The sequence below is a fragment of the Streptomyces sp. NBC_00568 genome, assembly GCF_026341855.1.
Lineage (GTDB): Bacteria > Actinomycetota > Actinomycetes > Streptomycetales > Streptomycetaceae > Streptomyces.
Genome location: NZ_JAPENW010000001.1, coordinates 5516866 through 5536589 on the forward strand (window position 1 = coordinate 5516866; position 19724 = coordinate 5536589).

Sequence of the window (19724 nt, forward strand, 5' to 3'; positions counted from 1 at the left end):
AGCGCTTCCTACGGACCACGCACGTGCTCCACGGCACCCGCTAGAACGGAGAACTGTCATGGCCCAAGCCGCAGCCGTGGCGAAACCGCCCGCGCCACCCCGGCGGCGCCGTGCTTCCGCGACCCCGCGCAGGCTGCCGTATCTGCTGATCGCCCCGGCGGCGCTGCTGATGCTGGGCTTCATCGCCTACCCCGTCATCAGCGTCTTCTACTACAGCCTGCAGAACTACAACCCCACCAAACCGTGGCGCAACGGCTACGCGGGCTTCGACAACTTCGTGCACGCCTTCACCGACGACCCCCAGTTCTGGGACACGCTGACCTTCAGCGCGAAGTGGGTCGTCGTCGAGGTGGGGCTTCAACTGCTCTTCGGACTGGCGCTCGCGCTGATCGTCAACCAGACCTTCGTCGGGCGGGCGGCAGGCCGCGCGCTGGTCTTCTCGCCGTGGGCCGTCTCCGGGGTGCTGACCTCGGCGATCTGGGTGCTGCTCTACAACTCCCAGACGGGCATCACCCGTTACCTCGCCGACGCCGGCATCGGCTCGTACGGGACCAGCTGGCTGTCGGACACCTCGACCGTCTTCCCGGCGGCCGTGGTCGCCGACCTGTGGCGCGGTGTCCCCTTCTTCGCGATCCTGATCCTCGCCGATCTCCAGTCCGTCTCCAAGGACCTCTACGAGGCCGCCGAGGTCGACGGGGCGAGCCGCGTCCGCCAGTTCCTGCACATCACGCTGCCGCACCTCAAGGACGCGATCATCCTCTCCACGCTGCTGCGCGCGGTGTGGGAGTTCAACAACGTCGACCTGCTCTACACGCTGACCGGCGGCGGACCCGCGGGCGAGACGACGACCCTCCCGCTCTACATCGCCAACACCAGCGTCGACGCCCACAACTTCGGCTACGCGTCGGCCCTCACCACGGTCGCGTTCGTGATTCTGCTGTTCTGCTCGATCGTCTATCTGCGGCTGAGCAAGTTCGGAGGCGGGGACAAGTGATCACCAAGGACGCCGAGACGGCCGCTCCGGCCGCACCCGCCCCCACGGCCGACGAACCCCGCCCGGACGAGCGGAAGAAGAAGCGCCGGGCCTGGGACGAGGCCCCGCGCTGGCAGATCTACGTCCCCCTCGGCATCTACCTGCTCTTCACCCTGATCCCCTTCTACTGGATCCTGCTCTTCGCGCTGCGCCCGGCCGGGTCGACCTCGCTCGTGCCCTGGCCCATGACCTTCGAGCACTTCGACAAGGTGTGGACCGAGCGCAGCTTCGGGACCTACTTCCAGAACAGCGTCCTCATCGCCGTCGCCACCCTGGTGATGACCACGCTCGTCGCCCTCGCCGGCGGCTACGCGCTCGCCCGTTTCGACTTCAGGATCAAGCGCGGCTTCATGCTCGCGCTGCTCTGCTCGCAGTTCGTGCCGGGCGCGCTGCTTCTGGTCCCGCTCTTCCAGATCTTCGCCGAGCTCCGCATGATCAACTCGCTGGCCAGTGTCATCATCGCCGAGACGGTCTTCCAGCTGCCGCTGTCGATGATCCTCATCAGCGGGTTCATCAGGAACGTGCCGTACTCCCTGGAGGAGGCCGCCTGGGTGGACGGCTGCAACCGCTTCGACGCCTTCCGGATCGTCGTCCTCCCGCTGCTGCGGCCCGGGTTGATCGCCGTCGGCTCCTTCGCCTTCGTGCACGCCTGGAACCACTTCCTGTTCGCCCTGATGTTCCTCAGCGACCAGAGCAAGCAGACCATCCCCGTCGGCCTCAACACCCTGCTGAGCTCCGACAGCGTCGACCTGGGCGCGCTCGCCGCGGGCGGCATCATCGCCGCCGTCCCCGTGGTCGTCGTCTTCGCCTTCATCCAGAAATGGCTGATCACCGGATTCAGCGCGGGGGCGGTGAAGGGATGACGCCCGCCTCGCCCACCGACCGTGCCGGGCACGGAGCAGGTCCGCGGAACACACCCGCGGGCCGCCCGGCGAACACGCCGCCCGCCGGACTCCCGCTGCCCGTCGTCCTCGCCGGCGCCCGGGGCCACGGCGGCTGGCACCTGAACAACATCCGCCGTCTCCAGGACAAGGGCCTGGTGCGCCTCGCCGGCGTCTGCGAACTGACCCCGCTCACCGCGGAGGAACTGGACGGGCGGCACGTCGAGCAGTCCGCCGACTTCGGGGCCCTGCTCGACTCCACGGGCGCCGCGGTCGCGGTGATCTGCACCCCCATCCCCACCCACACCGACCTGGCGCTGACCGCCGCGCGCAGAGGCGTACACCTGCTCCTGGAGAAGCCGCCCGCGCCCTCCTACGCCGAGTTCCGGCGGATGGCAGACGGGGTCGCGGCGGCCGGAGTGGTCTGCCAGATCGGCTTCCAGTCGCTCGGCTCGCACGCCGTGCACGCCATCAGGGAGCTGATCGGCGAGGGCGCGCTCGGCCGGGTGACCGGCATCGGCGGGGCGGGGGCCTGGGCACGCGACGAGGCGTACTACCGGCGCGCGCCCTGGGCGGGAAAGCGCCACCTGAACGGCGTGGACGTCGTCGACGGTGTCCTGACGAACCCGCTGGCCCACGTCGTCGCCACGGCCCTCGCGCTGGACGGCTCGACCCGCGCCGAGGACGTCACCGACATCCGGACCGAGCTGCTGCGCGCCAACGACATCGAGTCCGACGACACCTCGTGCGTGCGGATCACGACCACCGGGGGCCGGATCACGGTCGCCGCGACGCTCTGCGCCGAACAGCCCGGTGAACCGTATGTCCTGGTGCACGGCACGGGCGGCCGGATCACCTTCTGGTACAAGCAGGACCGGGTGCTCGTGCAGCGGTCCGGGCGCGGACCCGAGGAGATCGAGTACGGCCGCACCGACCTGCTGGAGAACCTGGTCGGGCATCTGACGGACGGCGCCGAACTGCTGGTCCCGCCCGAGTCGACGGGCGCCTTCATGAAGGTCGTCGAAGCGATCCGGCAGGCACCCGACCCGGTCGAACTGCCCCCGGACACCTGGGAGCTGCTCCCCGGCGAGCGGCGCCGTGCGGTGCGCGGCATCGACGGATTCGTCGCGGCGGCCGCCGACACCCTCGCCCTCTACTCCGAGCTGGGCGCCTCCTGGGCGCTCCCGAACGAGGTGAGCACCCGATGAACAACGAGTCGCTGGTCCTCCGGGTCACCGGACGTCCCGTCGGCCGCTACGTCACCCGGCCCGCACTGCCCGCCCGGCTCTCCCCGCGCCCGTATCTGCACCCCGTCACCACCCTGGCCGGCACGGCCGTGACCGAGCTCAGCCCCGCCGACCACGCCCACCACCTCGGCGTCGGTGTCGCCGTACCCGACGTCGAGGGGCACAACTTCTGGGGCGGGCGCACCTACGTCCGCGACCAGGGGCCGACCGAGCTCGACAACCACGGCGCCCAGCGGCACGCCGCCTTCCAGCTGCGCGACCCCGACGGCTTCGTGGAGGAACTGCGCTGGGTGGCCGCCGGCGCCGAGCTGCTGCGTGAACGCCGTACGGTCGCGGCCGTCGAACTCACCGACTCCGCCTGGGCGCTGGACTTCACCTTCTCCCTCACGAACATCACCTCGCGCGCCCTGTCCCTCGGCAGCCCGGCCACCAACGGCCGGCCCGGCGCCGCGTACGGCGGCTTCTTCTGGCGGGCCCGCAAGGAGGCGGACACCCCGCGCGTGTTCACCGCCGACGCCGAGGGCGAGGAAGCGGTGCACGGACGCCCCGCCGACTGGCTCGCCCTCGCGGGCGCCGGCTGGACACTCGTCTTCGCCGCCGCCACCGGCACCACGCGCCGCGACCCGTGGTTCGTCCGCACCGCCCAGTACCCGGGCGTCGGCTCCTCCCTCGCGCACGAGAACCGGCTCACCGTCGAGGCGGGCGACACGCTCGTACGCCGGGTCGTCACCGTCGTCGCCGACGGCGTCCTCGACCGGGACGGGGCGGCCGCCCTGGTACGCAAGGCGGTGAGCCCCTGATGGCCCTGCCCTCCGCCGACCTGGGTGACGGCACCTACCGCAACCCGGTCCTCGACGCCGACTGGTCCGACCCCGACCTGCTGCGCGTCGGCGACGACTTCTACCTCACCGCCTCCAGCTTCGGCCGCGCCCCCGGTCTGCCCCTGCTGCACTCCCGGGACCTGGTCAACTGGACGCTGGTCGGGCACGCCCTCCAACGCCTGGAACCCGTCGGTGAGTTCAGGAGCCCCCGGCCCGACTGCGGCGTGTGGGCGCCCTCCCTGCGCCATCACGACGACCGCTTCTGGATCTTCTGGGGCGACCCCGACCACGGCATCTTCCAGGTCAACGCGCCCGAGATCAGAGGCCCTTGGACGCGGCCGCACCTGGTCAAGGAGGGCAAGGGACTCATCGACGCCTGCCCGCTGTGGGACGAGGAGACCGGCGAGGCGTATCTCGTGCACGCCTGGGCCAAGTCCCGGGCGGGCGTGAAGAACCGGCTCACCGGACACCGGATGCGCCCCGACGGCACCGGACTGCTCGACGAGGGAAAGGTGATCGTCGACGCCGACCGGATTCCCGGCTGGTTCACCCTCGAAGGCCCCAAGGCCTACCGTCACGACGGCTGGTTCTGGATCTTCGCGCCCGCCGGGGGAGTCGAGACCGGCTGGCAGGGCGCCTTCCGCTCGCGCGGCTTCTTCGGGCCCTACGAGGAGCGGGTGGTCCTGGAACAGGGGAACACCCGGGTCAACGGCCCGCACCAGGGCGGCTGGGTGCGCACGGCGGCGGGTGAGGACTGGTTCGCGCACTTCCAGCAGCGCGGACCCTACGGACGGGTGGTGCACCTCCAGCCGATGCGCTGGGGAGCGGACGGCTGGCCGGTGCTCGGCGACCGGGGCGCCCCCGTCGCCGTACACCGGAAGCCGGACCTGCCGTCCCAGGCGCCGTCCGCGCCCGCCACGGACGACGACTTCCCCGGTGGCCGCTTCGGCCGCCAGTGGCAGTGGACCGCCAACCCCGAGGACGGCTGGGCCACCCAGCACTCCGGCGACGGACTCCGGCTGAGCTGCGTCCGCGCGACGGACACGTCCGACCTGCGCGCACGGCCCCATGTCCTCACCCAGCGGCTGCCGGGTGCGGCCGCCACCGTCCGGGTCGACCTGCGCCTGGACAGCGAGGAGCCCGGGGCACGGGCCGGGCTCGTGGTGCTCGGCGACGCCTTCAGCTGGATCGGGCTCCAGCGGGAGCCGGACGGATCGGTGCGGCTCGTGCACCGGTTCGCCGAGCCGGCCGCCGGGGGAGCACCCCCAGCGTCCCCGGAGCCGGGCGGGCGCGAGCGCGAGGCCGCTGCGGCACGGACCGCGCCCGAGGGCCGGGCCCGGCTGTGGATCGAGATCGGCGCGGGGGCCCGCTGCCACTTCTCCTATGACGTCGGTGGCGGCCGGCAGCCCTCGGGGCAGGCCTTCGCCGCGACCGGCTGGCGCTGGGTCGGCGCCCTGCTCGGCCTGTTCGCGCAGGCACCGGCCGGCGGGGGCCACGCCGGCGCCGCCACGTTCACGCGTTTCCGCGTCACCCCGACCCCCTGAGGGTCGATTCCCGCCGTTCGTCCGCCTGTTGGGAGCCGCAATGACGCACCTCCGTAGCAAGCGCTTGCCGGATGCGGAGGGAAGGGCACGTCCCTTCCGGAGGCAGCCGGGTGCCGATCTCCGAGAACAACTCACCGACCCCACAACCCCGTTGGATCCAGAAGAAGAGAGCCGACCAATGAAGATCAGCCCACAGAAGATCAGCCCACTGGGGACCGGCCCGATCAGGACCGGCGCCCGTGGAGCCAGGCGGGCGGCCACGGCCGTCGCCCTCGGTTCCGTGCTCGCGCTGACCGTCACCGCCTGTGGTGACAGCGGCAGCGGCGGCGCGGGGGACAAGGGCACCGAAGGCTCCGGCAAGGGCGAGATCACCTTCTGGGACAACAACGGCGGTGTCCGCACCGACATCTGGAAGCAGATCATCGCCGACTTCGAGAAGAAGTACCCGGACATCAAGGTCAAGTACGTCGGCATCCCGGCCGCGAGCGCCCAGTCCAAGTACGACACCGCCATCCAGGGCGGCGGCCTGCCCGACGTCGGCGGCGTGGGCACCGCGATGCTCGCCGAGGTCGCCGTCCAGGGAGCGCTGGAGCCGCTGGACAGCCGGATCGAGAAGAGCGCGCTGAACGGCAGGCTGAGCCAGAACCTGCTCGACGTCAGCCGGGCCGCGGGCGGCGGGGACACGCTGTACCAGGTGCCGACCTCCGCCAACAACGGCACGCTGTGGTACCGCACCGACCTGTTCAAGTCGGCGGGCCTGGACGCGCCGACCACCTGGTCGAAGTTCTACGACGCCGCCGGCAAGCTCACCGACAAGGGCAAGAACAAGTTCGGCTTCACCATCCGCGGCGGCGAGGGCTCCATCGCCCCGGCGCTGGACGCGGCGTACGGCCAGACCGGGATCACCTCCTTCTGGAACGGCGACAAGACCACCGTCAACGACCCGAAGAACGTGGCGGCCCTGGAGAAGTACGTCGCCCTGTACAAGAAGGTCACCCCGTCCGCCGACGTCAACAACGACTTCACCAAGATGGTCGCGCAGTGGGACAGCGGCACCATCGGCATGCTGAGCCACAACCTCGGCTCCTACCAGGACCACCTGAAGGCACTGGGCAACGGCAAGTTCCGCGGGGTCCCGAACCCCACGATGGACGACGGCACGCGCGTACAGATCTCCAACCCGGTCGACGGGCTCAGCCTGTTCAAGTCCGGCAAGAACAAGGCGGCCGCCTGGAAGTTCATCGAGTTCGCCGTCTCGGCGGCGGAGAACTCCAAGTTCAACGAGTCCGCGGGCCAGGTGCCGGCGAACATCGACGCCGCCAAGGAGGCGTGGGTCCAGCAGGCCGAGCCGACCAAGCTGGCCGCCGAGGCGCTGAACGGCACCGGCACCAAGATCGTGCAGCTGCCGTACTACCTGCCCGACTGGAACACCATCTCCAAGGCCGACAACGAGCCGAACTTCCAGAAGGTCCTCCTCGGCAAGATGAGCGCGAAGGACTTCCTGGACACGCTGGCCGACCAGCTGAACAAGGCCCAGGCGGACTGGAAGGCCCACAACTAGTCCCGTGCGCCCCGCGGAGGCCGGCTGTGGTGTGCGTCGCGCCGTGCCACGGCCGGTCCGGGTCGCTCCGCGGTCGGTCCGTGGCCGCAGGGAAGTCCCGCGGCCACGGGCCGACCTGGCCGGTGGCTCCCGCGGCCTGCCGCGGAGCCGCGCATCGAAGCAGCCACGCGTCCCGTGGGGGCGCGTCCCCTCACCCCTGTCGAAAGGCACGCCCGTGTCCCTCACGCGCAGACAGGTCACCTCGGCGGCCGCGGCCGCCCTGCCCCTCGCCGTCGCCGCGACGGCGCCCGCCTCGGCCCGCCCGAACCGCCGGCCGCGCACCGTCCACATCGCCGGCGACTCCACCGCCGCCCAGAAGTACGCCGACGCCGCACCCGAGACCGGTTGGGGCATGGCGCTCTCGTTCTTCCTCGGCCAGGACATCCTGGTCGCCAACCATGCTGTGAACGGCCGCAGTTCGAAGAGCTTCATCGACGAGGGGCGCCTCGGCGCGATCCTCGAGGTGATCCGGCCCGGCGACCTCCTGCTCGTCCAGTTCGGGCACAACGACGAGAAGACCGCCGATCCGACGCGGTACACGGAGCCGTGGACGACCTATCAGGACTGCCTGCGGCAGTACATCGACGGGGCGCGGGCCCGGGGCGCCCGGCCGGTGCTCGCCACCCCGGTGGAGCGCAGAAAGTTCGACGTGGACGGCAACGCGGTGCCGACCCACGGCGACTACCCGGTGTCGATGCGCGCGCTCGCCGCGGACGAGCACGTGGCGCTCCTCGACATCCAGGCCCTGTCCATCGCCCTGTGGCAGCGGCTCGGCGTCGAGGAGACGAAGAAGTACTTCAACTGGACCGCGACCGAGCAGGACAACACGCACTTCAACCCGCCGGGCGCGATCGCGGTGGCCCGGCTCGTCGCGGCCGGACTGCTGCACCGCCGGGTGCTCACGCCCCGGGACGTACGCCGGCTCGACGCGGAGATACCCGAGTCCTGGATCACCTGGCCCACCGCCTGATCCCCGTAACCCCTGAGCCCCGCAACCCCTGAATCCCTGAATCCCTGAATCCCTGAGCCCCTTGAGTCCTTGAGTTCTTGAGCCGAAAGAGAGCCGCACCGTGAACACACAGAAATGGCATGCCCATGCCACAGAGCTGAGCGCGACCGCCGCCCGGAGAGCGGCCGTGCTGATCGGCTGCACCGCCCTCGTGCTCGCCGTCACCGGTACCACCGCCCAGGCCCAGGCCCAGTCCCGCGAGCCCGGCCGGCAGACGCTCGCCGCGGGCGACGGCTGGGCGTCCGACGGGACCGGCACCACCGGTGGCTCGGCCGCCAAGGCCGCCCAGGTCCACACGGTCACGACCTGGGCGGAGTTCAGGGCCGCGCTCGCCGCCGACGGCAGCGCGCCGAAGATCATCAAGGTCAAGGGCACGATCGACGCCAACGCCGACGGCTGCGACTCCTTCGCCGCGCCCGGCTACGACTTCGACCGCTACCTCGCCGACTACGACCCCGCGGTGTGGGGCTACGACCAGGTGGTGAGCGGCGAGCAGGAGGACCTGCGCGCCGCCTCCGCCGCCAACCAGGACACCGCCATGAAGGCGTACGTCCCCTCCAACACCACCATCATCGGCGTCGGCCGCGACGCCGGCATCAAGGGCGCGAGCCTGCAGATCAAGGACGTCGACAACGTCATCGTCCGCAACCTCGCCTTCGAGAGCCCGCTCGACTGCTTCCCGCAGTGGGACCCGACCGACGGCGACACCGGCAACTGGAACTCCGAGTACGACAGCGCGGTGGTCTACGGGGCCACGCACGTCTGGCTCGACCACAACACGTTCACCGACGGCGACCACCCGGACAGCTCGCTGCCGACCTACTACGGCCGGATCTACGAACAGCACGACGGCGAACTCGACATCGTCAAGGGCGCCGACTACGTGACCGCCTCCTGGAACGTCTTCGCCGACCACGACAAGACCATCCTGATCGGCAACAGCGACAGCGCGGCGACCGCCGCCGTGGACCGCGGCCACCTGAAGGTCACCCTCCACCACAACCTGTTCACCGGCCTCGTCGAGCGCGCACCGCGCGTCCGCTTCGGACAGGTGGACTCCTACAACAACCACTTCGTCGCCGACGCCACCTACGCCTACAGCTTCGGCATCGGCATGGAGTCCCAACTCGTCGCCGAACACAACGCGTTCACGCTGCCGGACGGGGTCACTGCCGGGAAGATCCTCAAGAAGTGGAAGGAGGCGCCGCTGACCGCCGCCGACAACTACGTCAACGGCGTACGGACCGATCTGATCGCCGTGCACAACGCGGAGATCCCCGCCGAGACGCTCCAGTCCGGAGCCGGATGGACACCGGTCCTGCGGACCAAGGTCGACACGCCGAGGGCCGTTCCCGGCATCGTCGACCACCGCGCGGGCGCCGGAAAGATCTGCTGACCATGGCCGGACACCCCGTCAGCAGAAGGGCGTTCGTCGCCGCGAGCACCGGAGCCGCACTGGCTCCCGTGCTCGCGGCCCCCGCCCGCGCCACCGGGCGCCCGCCCTTCGGGCGCCACGGCTCGCCGTCCGCGCGGCTCGACGCGCGGACGCTGTACGTCCACCCCGGCGGCCTCGGCGACCACACCACCGTGCGGGCCGCCGTGACCGCCGCGACCGGCGCGGGTTTCACCCTGGTCATCGCGCCCGGCGTGTACCGCGAGACGGTCTCGGTCGGAGCGGTCGACCCGGCGACCGGCCTGCCCGGCGCCGCCGGCTCCGAGATGACCTGGATCGGCGCCTCCGACGACCCGCGCGACGTCGTCGTCGTGTACGACAACGCCAACGGCACGCCCAAGCCCGATGGTTCGGGCACCTACGGCACCACCGGGTCAGCGACGACGACCGTGCGCACTGACGGTTTCACGGCCCGCTCGGTCACCTTCGCCAACGACTGGCTGCGCGCCGACCACCCCGGGATCACCGGCACCCAGGCCGTGGCGATCAAGGTGCAGGGCGACCGCTCGGCGTTCCACCGGTGCCGGTTCCTCGGTCACCAGGACACGCTGTACGCCGACTCGATCGCGCTCGGCACCTTTGCCCGGCAGTACTACCGGGACTGCTACATCGAGGGGGACGTGGACTTCGTCTTCGGGCGGGCCACAGCGGTCTTCGAGTCCTGCCACTTCCGCACCCTGGACCGGACGGACCTGGCCGGCGCCCCGTACGGCTTCGTCTTCGCGCCGTCCACGGCGGTCGCCGCCCCGCGCGGATACCTGGTCACCCGCAGCCGGATCAGCAGCGCGGCACCGGACGCGTACTACAAGCTGGCCCGTCCCTGGGTGCCCGGCTCGGACCTCACCGCCCGCCCCATGCTGACCGTCCGCGACACCCGGCTGGACGCCGGGACCGACGCGGTCGCGCCCTACGCCAACATGTCCGCCGCCTATCCGTGGCAGAGCCAGCGCTTCGCCGAGTACCGCAACACGGGCCCCGGCGCGGTGATCAGCGTCCCGGAGAACCGGCCCCAGCTCACCGACGAGGAGGCCCGGTCGGCGACCCGGGCGGCGTACCTCGGCGACTGGACGCCGGGGAGGGGGTGCTGAGATGCGCCGGCGCAGCCTTCTCGCCGGCGCGGCCGGGGGACTCATGGCCCTCGGCGCCGCCCCGGCAGCCGCCCGTGGCCGCCGTGTCCTGCACGTGCGTCCCGGCGACTCGGTCCAGGCCGCCGTGGACGCGGTGGACGGCCCCGGGCAGACGATCGTGGTCCACCCGGGAACGTACCGCGAAGTGGTCGACATCCCCGCAGGGAAAAGGGAGTTGACGCTCCGCGGTGCCACCCGCGACCCGCGTGACGCCGTCATCGTCTTCGACCGGGCCAACGGCACGCCGAAACCGGACGGCTCCGGCACCTACGGGACCGCGGGCTCCGCCACGCTCACCTCGGCGGCGCCCGGGCTGACCGTGCGCGGGCTGACGATCGCGAACGACTGGCTGCGGGCGGACCATCCGGAGATCACCGGCACGCAGGCGGTCGCGGCCTATGTCACCGGCGACCGCTCGTGCTTCGCACGGGTGCGTCTGCTCGCCCACCAGGACACGCTGTTCGCGGACACCACGGACCTGGCGGCCTTCGACCGTCACCTCTACCGCGACTGCTACATCGAGGGCGACGTCGACTTCGTCTTCGGCCGGGCAACCGCCGTCTTCGAGCGCTGCCGCTTCCACACCCTCGACCGGGACGTCGCCTTCAGACCCGAGGGCATGGTCTTCGCGCCGTCCACGGCCCGCGCGAATCCGCACGGTTTCCTGGCCGCCGGATGCCGCGTCACCTCCGGCGCCGAGGATGCGGCGTACAAGATCGCCCGGCCCTGGGTCCCCTCGTACGAGACCACGGCGTGGCCCTCCCTCGTGGTCCGCGAGACGGAACTCGGGCCCGGTATCGACGCGGTGGAGCCCTACACCGACATGCGCGCGGCCTATCCGTGGCAGTCCATGCGCTTTCGCGAGTACCGCGACACCGGCCCAGGAGCGGCGATCACCGTCCCGGAGAACCGTCCCCAGCTCACGGACACGGAGGCCGAGCGGCACACCCGTGCCGCCTACCTCGGCGACTGGTGCCCGTGATTCCCCCGTTCGATCCCCCAGCACGACGAAAGGACCGCACTCCATGTCTCGTCGTACCGCTCTCGCCTTAGGCGCCACCCTGGCCCTCGGCGCAGGCCTCGCCGTCCTCCCCACCCAGGCCCAGGCCGCCACCGTCGTCGTCGACACCACCGCCGAACTGACCAGCGCGATCTCAGGCGCCACCGCCGGGACCGTCATCCAGGTGCGCGGCGGCACCTACTACCCGACGGCCACCCTCCAGTCCACGGCGAACGGCACGTCCTCCTCGCCGGTCACCCTCACGGCGTACGGCTCGGAGACCGTGAAGATCGACGGCTCCTCGCTCCCGTCCGGCGGCTGGATCCTCAAACTCACCGCCGACTACTGGAACGTCTCCAACCTCACCTTCCAGAACTCCCCGGACAGCGCGGTCGTCTGCCAGTCCTGCACCGGCACCACCTGGAACAACATCAAGACCATCAACGGCGGTGACTCCGGCTTCACGCTGACCGGCGACGGCACCGTGAACAACACGGTCAAGAACATCGACTCGTACGGCAACTACGACGCCGCCAATCACGGGGAGAACGCGGACGGCGTCGCAGTGAAGTTCGGCTCGGGCACCGGCAACCTGATCACCGGTGCGCGTCTGTACAACAACTCCGACGACGGCATCGACTTCTGGTCCTTCTCCTCACCCGTCACCGTCGAGCACACCTGGTCCTTCGGCAACGGCAAGAACCGCTGGAGCGACTCGGCCTTCGCGGGTGACGGCAACGGCTACAAGCTGGGCGGCGACGGCGAGGTCGTCGCCCACGTCGTCAACAACTCCGCCGCCTGGGACGACGCGGGCAACGGCTTCACCGAGAACTCCAACACCGGTGCCATCGTCATCAACCGCACCACCGCCTACGCCAACGGCAAGTACGGCTACTACTTCGCCACCGGTGCCGCCAAGCTCGGCAAGAACCTCGCCGTGGGCAACGGCACGGCGGTCTCCAAGGGTTCCTCGGTGACGTCGGCCGGCAACAACTGGGACTCCGGCATCTCCACCCCGGCCTTCAAGTCGACGGACGCCACGAGCACCTACAACGCCCGGCAGTCCGGCGGCGCCCTGCCCGTCACCACCTTCCTGACCACGGGCAGCACCACCATCGGCGCCACGATGAACTGACCGGCCGGCACCGTCGCCTCCCGGGCGCTTGACCCGATTTTTGCCTGTGAAGGAGGTATCGATCAGGCAACGGGTCTCGCGTCCGGTCGGGTGACGCGCGTAGAACTCCTGTCATGCATAAGCCACTGCGCATCGCGGCCGTCGCCGCCACCTGTGTCGTCGCCGGTGCCGCCCTGTACGGCACCGGTGTCGCCACCGCCGGTCAGTCGACGGCGAACTCGACGCACGAGCCCTACAACATCGGGCTCCTCGTCAAGGACATCGACACCTACTACGGCACCACGCTCGACAGCAACGGGGTGTACCAGGCGTCCCCCGACAGCCAGTACGCCAAGGACCTCGCGCGGATCGACGCCGCCGCGAAGAAGGACATCGACAAGGCGGCCCGCAAGGCCCACCACCGGCACCAGAAGCCCGCGGTCGTCTTCGACATCGACGACACCCTGCTGCTCTCCCTCGACTACGAGAGGAAGACCAACTACACCTACAACTCGGCCTCCTGGGCCACCTACGTCGCCCAGGCGAACCGGCCCGCGGTGTTCGGCAGCCCCGAACTCGTCGCGTACGCCGAGTCCAAGGGCGTCGAGGTCTTCTACAACTCGGGCCTGAAGGAGTCGCAGCGCGTCTCCGCGGTCGACAACCTGAAGAAGGTCGGAGTCGACGTCAACCTCGACTCCGAGCACATGTTCCTCAAGGACGCGGCCAACCCGCCCGCGTACCTGAGCGACTGCGCCACCGCCGCCGCCTGGAACTGCACGACGGTGCAGTACAAGGCCGGCACCCGCGAGCACATCGAGTCGCTCGGGTACGACATCGTCGCCAACTTCGGCGACCAGTACTCGGACCTCGAGGGCGGCTACGCCGACAAGACGTACAAGCTCCCGAACCCCACGTACTTCGTGAGCTGAACTCCGTGAGCTGAACGAGCCCGTCCGCATCCGCACGGGCGAACGCCCCCGCCGGTCGTCACCGGCGGGGGCGTTCTTCTGCCGGCCGAGGGGGGCTCAGGCCGACAGGTCCACACAGTCGATGACGTCAAAAACGAACGTGTGGTTGTTTCCGGGGTGCGAGCGAATCGCCGGACTCAGTCGTACGTGACGTCCGACGCCGTGAACCGGCACGAGGTCCCGTCCGGTCCGGTGCCGAGTTCCTTCGGCTCCTTGCCCGTGTTGTTGCCCTGGAAGCGGACACACGTCTTGATCTTCTTCTTGGTGTCGCCGTGGACGCGGATGTTGCGCAGCGAGGCCGTGTCGCCGTAGTTGGAGTTGATGCCGACGATCGCCTTGCCCGGCGCCGTCACATCGACGTCGTTGATGACGACCGTGCGCTTGAACTGCTTCTTGCAGTTGCCGCAACTGCGCACCAGCTTGCCGAAGTTCTCCACGTGGAACTTGCTGACCACCAGCTTGCCCGCGCCGTTGAACTGCAGGACCTTGTCGTCCGCGCCCTTGGCGCCGCCGCCGTAGACCTTGTAGACGGCCGAGGACGACGTGCCCTTGAAGCTCGCCGCGTCCTCGCCGACGTCCAGCCACCACACGTTCTGCAGGGTGCAACTGCCCAGGCAGTGGACGCCGTCGGCGGCGGGGGTGCCGATGACGACGTTCTTGAGGACCGCGCCGTCCGCGAGTTCGAAGATCGGTCCCTGGTCCTCGTCCTGGCCGCCGGTCCCGAGGGCGCCGCTGCCGTAGAACTTCGTCAGCTTGCCGTCGTAGGTGCCCGACACCGAGATCGTCGACGACACGGCCTTGCTGCCCTTGGCCTCCGGCCAGGTCGTGGCCGCGCCCGCCGAGCCCAGCGCCGAGGTCGTGACGATCGCCGCGCCGGTGAGGGCGAGGGCGGACACGCCACCGATCACGGCACGCCGTCCGGTGATCCGGCGGCGGTGGCGGACGCGCTGTTCAACTCGTGCAGTCATGAACCGAGTTCCTTGAGTGGTGAGGAGATCTTGCGTCTCCTGGTCGCCACCGCCGGGGAAAGGGTTGCCGCGTCCGCGGATCTTTCTCGCGGAGGTCCGTCCCGGGCCACCGTCGGCGGGTCCGCCCGCGGCCCGCCGCCGTAGGTCCGCAGCCGTACGGCCGTACGGCGGTACGGCGGACGCGCGCCGTGAACCGCCCGCGGCGGCCGTGGGCTTACGAGTCGTCGTCGCCGTGCGCCGAGAAGTCCCCGGCCACGGTGGACCGTTCGCCGCTCTTCGCGGTCGCCGTCACCGCGTAGCCGTCGTCCTTCGCGTCCCGGCCGCCGCGGTCGTGGTCGTACTGGCCCGCGAAGACCCACTCGCCCGGCCAGACCGTGTGACCCGCCTTGAGCACCCAGGTGTAGACGAGGAAGCCGTCCCGCTCGGCGACGGTCGTCGTGAAGTCGCTCTCGGGCAGCGAACGCCAGGCGCCCGCGTCGCTCACCCCGCCGGTCTGCCGGATCCTCAACTCGACGGTGAGTGCGGTGAGTCGCTCGCCGGTCTTCAGGGTGACGTCGCTCTGCGCCCAGAAGTCGTTGCTGTGCGGGTCGACCGAGCCGTCCGACCACAGCGGCCCGTCCGTGGCCTTCCCGGCGGGCGCCCGGGTCGCGGTGGGCGCGGTCGTCGTGGGGGTGTCCGAGGGCGACGGGCCCGGCTCGTCGGACTCCTTCGGCGTACCCGGGCGACGGCTGGGTTCGGGGGCCACCGGCGCCCGCCCGGTCGGGTCCTGCGACGGGTCGGGGGTCGGCGAGACCGCGACCGTCCGCTGCGGCGGGGCGTCTTCCCGCACCGCCGAGGCGACCGCGTAGCCACCCACCGCGAGGACGCTCGCGACCGCGGCCGTGGCGCCCACGACACGGGCCCAGCCGAGGACGGGCGGGCGAGCCGCGCGCCGTGAGGGCCGCCGTTCGCCGGGGCGCGCCATGCCGCGCTCCACCCGGGCCAGGATGCGCGCGCGGTCGGGCTCGTGCGCCTCGGCCGCCTCGCGCAGCCGGGCGCCCAGCTCGTCGTGCACGTCCCGCGCCTCCCTCATCGGTCTCGTCCTCCGGCCCCACCCAGGGGCAGCACTCCCGCGCGCACCCGCGCCGACGCCTCCTCGGTGCCGAGCAGCCGCTTCAATTCGGTCATGCCCTTCGACGTCTGGCTCTTCACCGTACCGACGGAGATCCCGAGGGCGAGCGCGGTGTCCTTCTCCGACAGGTCGAAGGCGTGCCGCAGTACGACGCAGGCTCGTTTGCGGAACGGCAGCCGGCGCAGCGCCTCCTGGACGTCGACCGTGCCCGGTACATCGGGGTTCTCGGCCCGGTCCTCGCGCTGCGACCAGAAGAGTGTGATCCGTCTGCGCTCGCGCACCGCGGCGCGGATCCGGGTGCGGGCGAGATTGGCGACCACACCGCGCGCGTACGCCACCGGATGGTCGGCGGCCCGCACCCGGTCCCAGCGGTGCCACAGCGCGAGCAGCGCGTCGGCGGCCAGATCGTCGGCGGCGTCCGGCTCACCGGTCAACAGGTGGGCCAGACGGGCCAGTTCGTTGTAGTGCCGCTCGAAGAACGCGTGGAACTCCACGGAGGCGGCGTCGTCGACGACAGTGCCCACGGGGTACCTCTCCTCGCTACGGCTGTGGCACCGGTGCGGGTGCGGCGTATACGGCCTCTGTGATTCACCTGTGGGAAAGAACGTTCCGGTGGGGCGAGATGCGTGAGCGTACCAGTCGGTCGTACGGACCTTCGAACAGCGTATGGCGGGCCGAACTCGATTCCGTAACACGGGGAAAACCTGAAAGCGGTTGATCGGGGGAACAATCCAGCCAGCATCCGCACACCAGGCACGCAGGTATCGAGGAGTATCGCCATGTCCGAAGCGCAGAAGGTGGCCGACCGGCCAAGTGCCGCACCCCCGGCGGCAGGCAGAGTCGACGGGTTCTTCAAGATAGCCGCGAGGGGCTCCACCTTCGGCCGGGAGATACGCGGCGGTTTCGCCACGTTCTTCACGATGGCCTACATCCTCGTCCTGAACCCGATCATCCTGGGCAGCGCCAAGGACAAGTTCGGCCACCAGCTCGACGCCGTCCAACTGACCACCGCCACCGCCCTGGTGGCCGCGGTCATGACGATCATCATGGGCGTGGGCGGCAACCTCCCGCTCGCACTCGCCGCCGGCCTCGGCCTCAACGCGGTCGTCGCCTTCCAGATCGCCCCGCTGATGAGCTGGGACGACGCGATGGGCCTGATCGTCCTGGAGGGCCTGCTCATCTGCGTGCTGGTCGTGACCGGTCTGCGGGAGGCCGTCATGCACGCGATCCCGCAGCCGCTGAAGCAGGCGATCAGCGTCGGTATCGGCCTGTTCATCGCCTTCATCGGCTTCGTGGACGCCGGTTTCGCCACCCGTATCCCGGACGCGGCGAACACCACCGTGCCGGTGCAGCTCGGCGGCACGGGCGCGCTCGCCGGCTGGCCGATCCTCGTCTTCTGTCTCGGTGTCCTGCTGACCATCGGTCTGCTCGCCCGCAAGGTCAAGGGCGCGATCCTGATCAGCATCGTCACCATGACGGTCGTGGCGATCGTCATCAACTCCGTCGCCGACATCAAGAGCTGGGGCCTGACCACGCCCAAGGTGCCCGACGACGTGGTGGCCTCACCGGACTTCGGGCTGCTCGGTCACTTCAGCCTGTTCGGCGCGTTCGGCGAGACCAGCGCGATCACCGTCGTCCTGCTGGTCTTCACCCTCGTCCTGTCCGACTTCTTCGACACCATGGGCACGGTCGTCGGCATCAGCGCCGAGGCGGGCCTGCTGGACGAGGAGGGCAAGGTGCCCAACCTCGGGCGGGTGCTGCTGATCGACGGCGCCGCCGCGGTCGCCGGCGGCGCGGCCTCGGCCTCCTCCTCGACGTCGTACATCGAGTCGGCCGCGGGCGTGGGCGAGGGCGCGCGCACCGGGTTCGCCAACCTGGTCACCGGCGGGCTGTTCGCCCTCGCGCTCTTCCTGACGCCGATCCTCACGATCGTCCCGCTGCAGGCCGCGGCGCCCGCGCTCGTCGCCGTCGGCTTCCTGATGATGACCCAGGTCAAGCACATCGACTGGGACAAGTACGAGATCGCCATCCCCGCGTTCCTGACCATCGCCGTGATGCCGTTCACGTACTCGATCACCAACGGCATCGGGGCGGGGTTCCTGGCGTACGTCCTGATCAAGACGGTGCTCGGGAAGGCCAAGGAGGTCCACTGGCTGCTGTGGGCGGCCTCCGCGCTGTTCCTGGTGTACTTCGCGATCGACCCGCTGGAGCAGCTGCTCGGGGTGAAGTAGCCGGACCTGACGGCCCCGCGCTCGCAGGAGCGCGGGGCCGTCGGCGCGTCAGTCCTGCAGCGCCGCCCGCATCATCGCCTTGGCCACCGGCGCGGCCAGTCCGTTGCCGCTGACCTCCGAGCGCGCCGCGTTCGACTGCTCGACCATCACCGCGACGGCGACCTCCTTGCCGCTGGTGTCGGACTTCGCGTACGACGTGAACCAGGCGTACGGCGTCTTGCTGTTCTTCTCGCCGTGCTGGGCCGTGCCGGTCTTGCCGCCCACGGTCGCGCCGGGGATCAGGGCGTTCGTGCCCGTGCCGTCCTCGACGACCGTCTGCATCGCGGACCGGAGCTGCCGGGCCGTGTCCGAGCTGACGATCCTCTCGGTCGACGTGCTGTCGTCGTAGTTCTTCAGCACATCGCCGTCGGCGTCACTGGTCTGCGACACCATGTGCGGCGAGACCAGCTTGCCGTCGTTGGAGATAGCGGCGGACACCATGGCCATCTGGAGCGGGGTCGCGGTGACGTCGAACTGACCGATACCGGTCAGCGCCGTGGACGACTTGTCCATGTCCGAGGGGTACACGCTGATGTACGCCCGCACCGGCACGTCCTGGGCCGTGTCGTTGAAGCCGAACTTCTCCGCCATCGCCCTGACCTCGTCCTGGCCCAGGTCGACGGCCATCCTGGCGAAGACGTTGTTGCAGGAGTACTGGAGCGCGACCCGGATCGAGGCGTTCTCGCACGGCGCGGACGTGTTCTCGTTCTTCAGGACGGTCGTCGTGTTCGGCAGCGTGTACGGGTCCGGACTGTCCGTCTTGGCGTCCACGTCCGCGTACAGGCCGTTCTCCAGGGCGGCGGCCGCCACGACCAGCTTGAACGTCGAGCCCGGCGGCAGCGGCTGCCGCAGCGCGCGGTTGACCAGCGGCTTGTCGGCGTCCTTGGTCAGCCGCTGCCAGACGCTGGTGTTGCCCGCGCTGATCGACGTCGGGTCGTACGACGGTGTCGAGACGACCGCGAGGATCTTGCCGGTCTTCGGGTCGATCGCGACGGCGGCACCCTTGTTGTTCCCGAGCGCTTCGTACGCCGCCTTCTGCACGGCCGGGTCGATCGTCGTGATCACATCACCGGGGTCGGCGCGCTTGTTCGTCAGGGAGTCCAGCGGGTTCTTCAGCTGGATGTCCGAGCCGTCGAGCAGGTCCCGGTAGATGCCCTCCAGCTGGGTCGCCCCGTACACCTGCGAGCTGTAGCCGGTGACCGCCGCGTACAGGCTGCCGTCCTTGTACGTCCGCTTGTACTTGAGGTCGCCGCCCTTCGTCTTCGCGGAACCGGTGATCGCGTCTCCGGCCACGATGATGTTCCCGAGCGGATTCGCGTACAGCGAGATCGCGTTCCGTCGGTTGTCCTTGTCGTCCGCGAGTGCCCGGCCGTCGTAGAACTGCACCCATGTCGCCCTGACCAGCAGGGAGAGCACGAGCAGCAGACTGAAGACGGCGGCACGCCTGATCGTCTTGTTCATCCCGCACAGAAGGACGAGCGGACAGGAGCGAATCGTTCCCATCCGCCCGGATTTCTCATGAGTCCTTCATGAAGCCGCCGTCGTGCCGGCCGCCCCTCGCGCAGCCGCCGTCGCACG

The 19724-nt window shown here is 70.2% G+C and carries 17 protein-coding genes; 13 read left to right on the forward strand and 4 right to left on the reverse strand.

From position 1 onward, the window contains the following. Positions 1 to 58: 58 nt before the first annotated feature. From OOK38_RS23930 to OOK38_RS23985, 12 genes are all read left to right on the forward strand, one after another. Positions 59 to 994 (forward strand): carbohydrate ABC transporter permease, encoded by a 936-nt coding sequence (locus tag OOK38_RS23930; protein ID WP_266757328.1) that lies wholly within the window; start codon positions 59 to 61, stop codon positions 992 to 994. Beyond that, entirely contained in the window at positions 991 to 1896 is a 906-nt protein-coding gene (locus OOK38_RS23935) for a carbohydrate ABC transporter permease (protein WP_266757326.1), read from the forward strand. The genes OOK38_RS23930 and OOK38_RS23935 overlap by 4 nt, the downstream gene beginning before the upstream one ends. Continuing rightward, positions 1893 to 3122 carry a Gfo/Idh/MocA family protein gene (locus OOK38_RS23940; RefSeq protein WP_266757324.1) on the forward strand — a complete coding sequence of 410 codons (1230 nt, stop codon included), beginning with the start codon at positions 1893 to 1895 and terminating at the stop codon, positions 3120 to 3122. The genes OOK38_RS23935 and OOK38_RS23940 overlap by 4 nt, the downstream gene beginning before the upstream one ends. After that, positions 3119 to 3961: a PmoA family protein gene (locus OOK38_RS23945; RefSeq protein WP_266757322.1), complete on the forward strand. Its 843-nt coding sequence runs from the start codon at positions 3119 to 3121 to the stop codon at positions 3959 to 3961. Before OOK38_RS23940 ends, OOK38_RS23945 begins: the two co-directional genes overlap by 4 nt. Further along, complete coding sequence (locus OOK38_RS23950; protein WP_266757320.1) at positions 3961 to 5526, forward strand: glycoside hydrolase 43 family protein; 1566 nt, start codon at positions 3961 to 3963, stop codon at positions 5524 to 5526. The genes OOK38_RS23945 and OOK38_RS23950 overlap by 1 nt, the downstream gene beginning before the upstream one ends. Before the next feature lie 223 nt (positions 5527 to 5749). Next, entirely contained in the window at positions 5750 to 7087 is a 1338-nt protein-coding gene (locus tag OOK38_RS23955; protein ID WP_266765626.1) for a sugar ABC transporter substrate-binding protein, read from the forward strand. A gap of 214 nt (positions 7088 to 7301) precedes the next feature. Then, on the forward strand, positions 7302 to 8096 hold the full coding sequence (locus tag OOK38_RS23960) for a rhamnogalacturonan acetylesterase (protein ID WP_266757318.1): 795 nt from the start codon (positions 7302 to 7304) through the stop codon (positions 8094 to 8096). 100 nt (positions 8097 to 8196) lie between these two features. Then, complete coding sequence (locus tag OOK38_RS23965; RefSeq protein WP_266757316.1) at positions 8197 to 9531, forward strand: polysaccharide lyase family 1 protein; 1335 nt, start codon at positions 8197 to 8199, stop codon at positions 9529 to 9531. 2 nt (positions 9532 to 9533) lie between these two features. Then, positions 9534 to 10676 (forward strand): pectinesterase family protein, encoded by a 1143-nt coding sequence (locus OOK38_RS23970; protein WP_266757314.1) that lies wholly within the window; start codon positions 9534 to 9536, stop codon positions 10674 to 10676. Between the two features lies 1 nt (position 10677). Further along, on the forward strand, positions 10678 to 11697 hold the full coding sequence (locus OOK38_RS23975; protein ID WP_266757312.1) for a pectinesterase family protein: 1020 nt from the start codon (positions 10678 to 10680) through the stop codon (positions 11695 to 11697). Positions 11698 to 11740: 43 nt separating this feature from the next. Next, positions 11741 to 12850, forward strand: a complete 1110-nt coding sequence (locus OOK38_RS23980) for a pectate lyase (RefSeq protein ID WP_266757311.1) — start codon at positions 11741 to 11743, stop codon at positions 12848 to 12850. A 113-nt stretch (positions 12851 to 12963) separates the two neighbouring features. After that, positions 12964 to 13758, forward strand: coding sequence for an HAD family acid phosphatase (locus tag OOK38_RS23985; RefSeq protein ID WP_266757309.1), 795 nt, complete (start codon positions 12964 to 12966; stop codon positions 13756 to 13758). Between the two features lie 176 nt (positions 13759 to 13934). Here the strand turns inward: OOK38_RS23985 and OOK38_RS23990 are convergent, their stop codons facing one another. The 3 genes from OOK38_RS23990 to OOK38_RS24000 all read right to left on the reverse strand — a co-directional run bounded on the left by OOK38_RS23990 (position 13935) and on the right by OOK38_RS24000 (position 16400). After that, entirely contained in the window at positions 13935 to 14765 is an 831-nt protein-coding gene (locus OOK38_RS23990; protein ID WP_266757307.1) for a pectate lyase, read from the reverse strand. Positions 14766 to 14979: 214 nt separating this feature from the next. Further along, positions 14980 to 15837, reverse strand: a complete 858-nt coding sequence (locus OOK38_RS23995; RefSeq protein WP_266757305.1) for a hypothetical protein — start codon at positions 15835 to 15837, stop codon at positions 14980 to 14982. Further along, positions 15834 to 16400 carry a SigE family RNA polymerase sigma factor gene (locus OOK38_RS24000; RefSeq protein WP_266757304.1) on the reverse strand — a complete coding sequence of 189 codons (567 nt, stop codon included), beginning with the start codon at positions 16398 to 16400 and terminating at the stop codon, positions 15834 to 15836. Before OOK38_RS24000 ends, OOK38_RS23995 begins: the two co-directional genes overlap by 4 nt. A 255-nt stretch (positions 16401 to 16655) precedes the next feature. Between OOK38_RS24000 and OOK38_RS24005 the strand changes: the two genes are divergently transcribed. Beyond that, positions 16656 to 18107: an NCS2 family permease gene (locus OOK38_RS24005; protein ID WP_266757302.1), complete on the forward strand. Its 1452-nt coding sequence runs from the start codon at positions 16656 to 16658 to the stop codon at positions 18105 to 18107. 48 nt (positions 18108 to 18155) lie between these two features. Here the strand turns inward: OOK38_RS24005 and OOK38_RS24010 are convergent, their stop codons facing one another. Continuing rightward, on the reverse strand, positions 18156 to 19607 hold the full coding sequence (locus tag OOK38_RS24010) for a penicillin-binding protein 2 (RefSeq protein ID WP_266848795.1): 1452 nt from the start codon (positions 19605 to 19607) through the stop codon (positions 18156 to 18158). Positions 19608 to 19724: the final 117 nt, after the last annotated feature.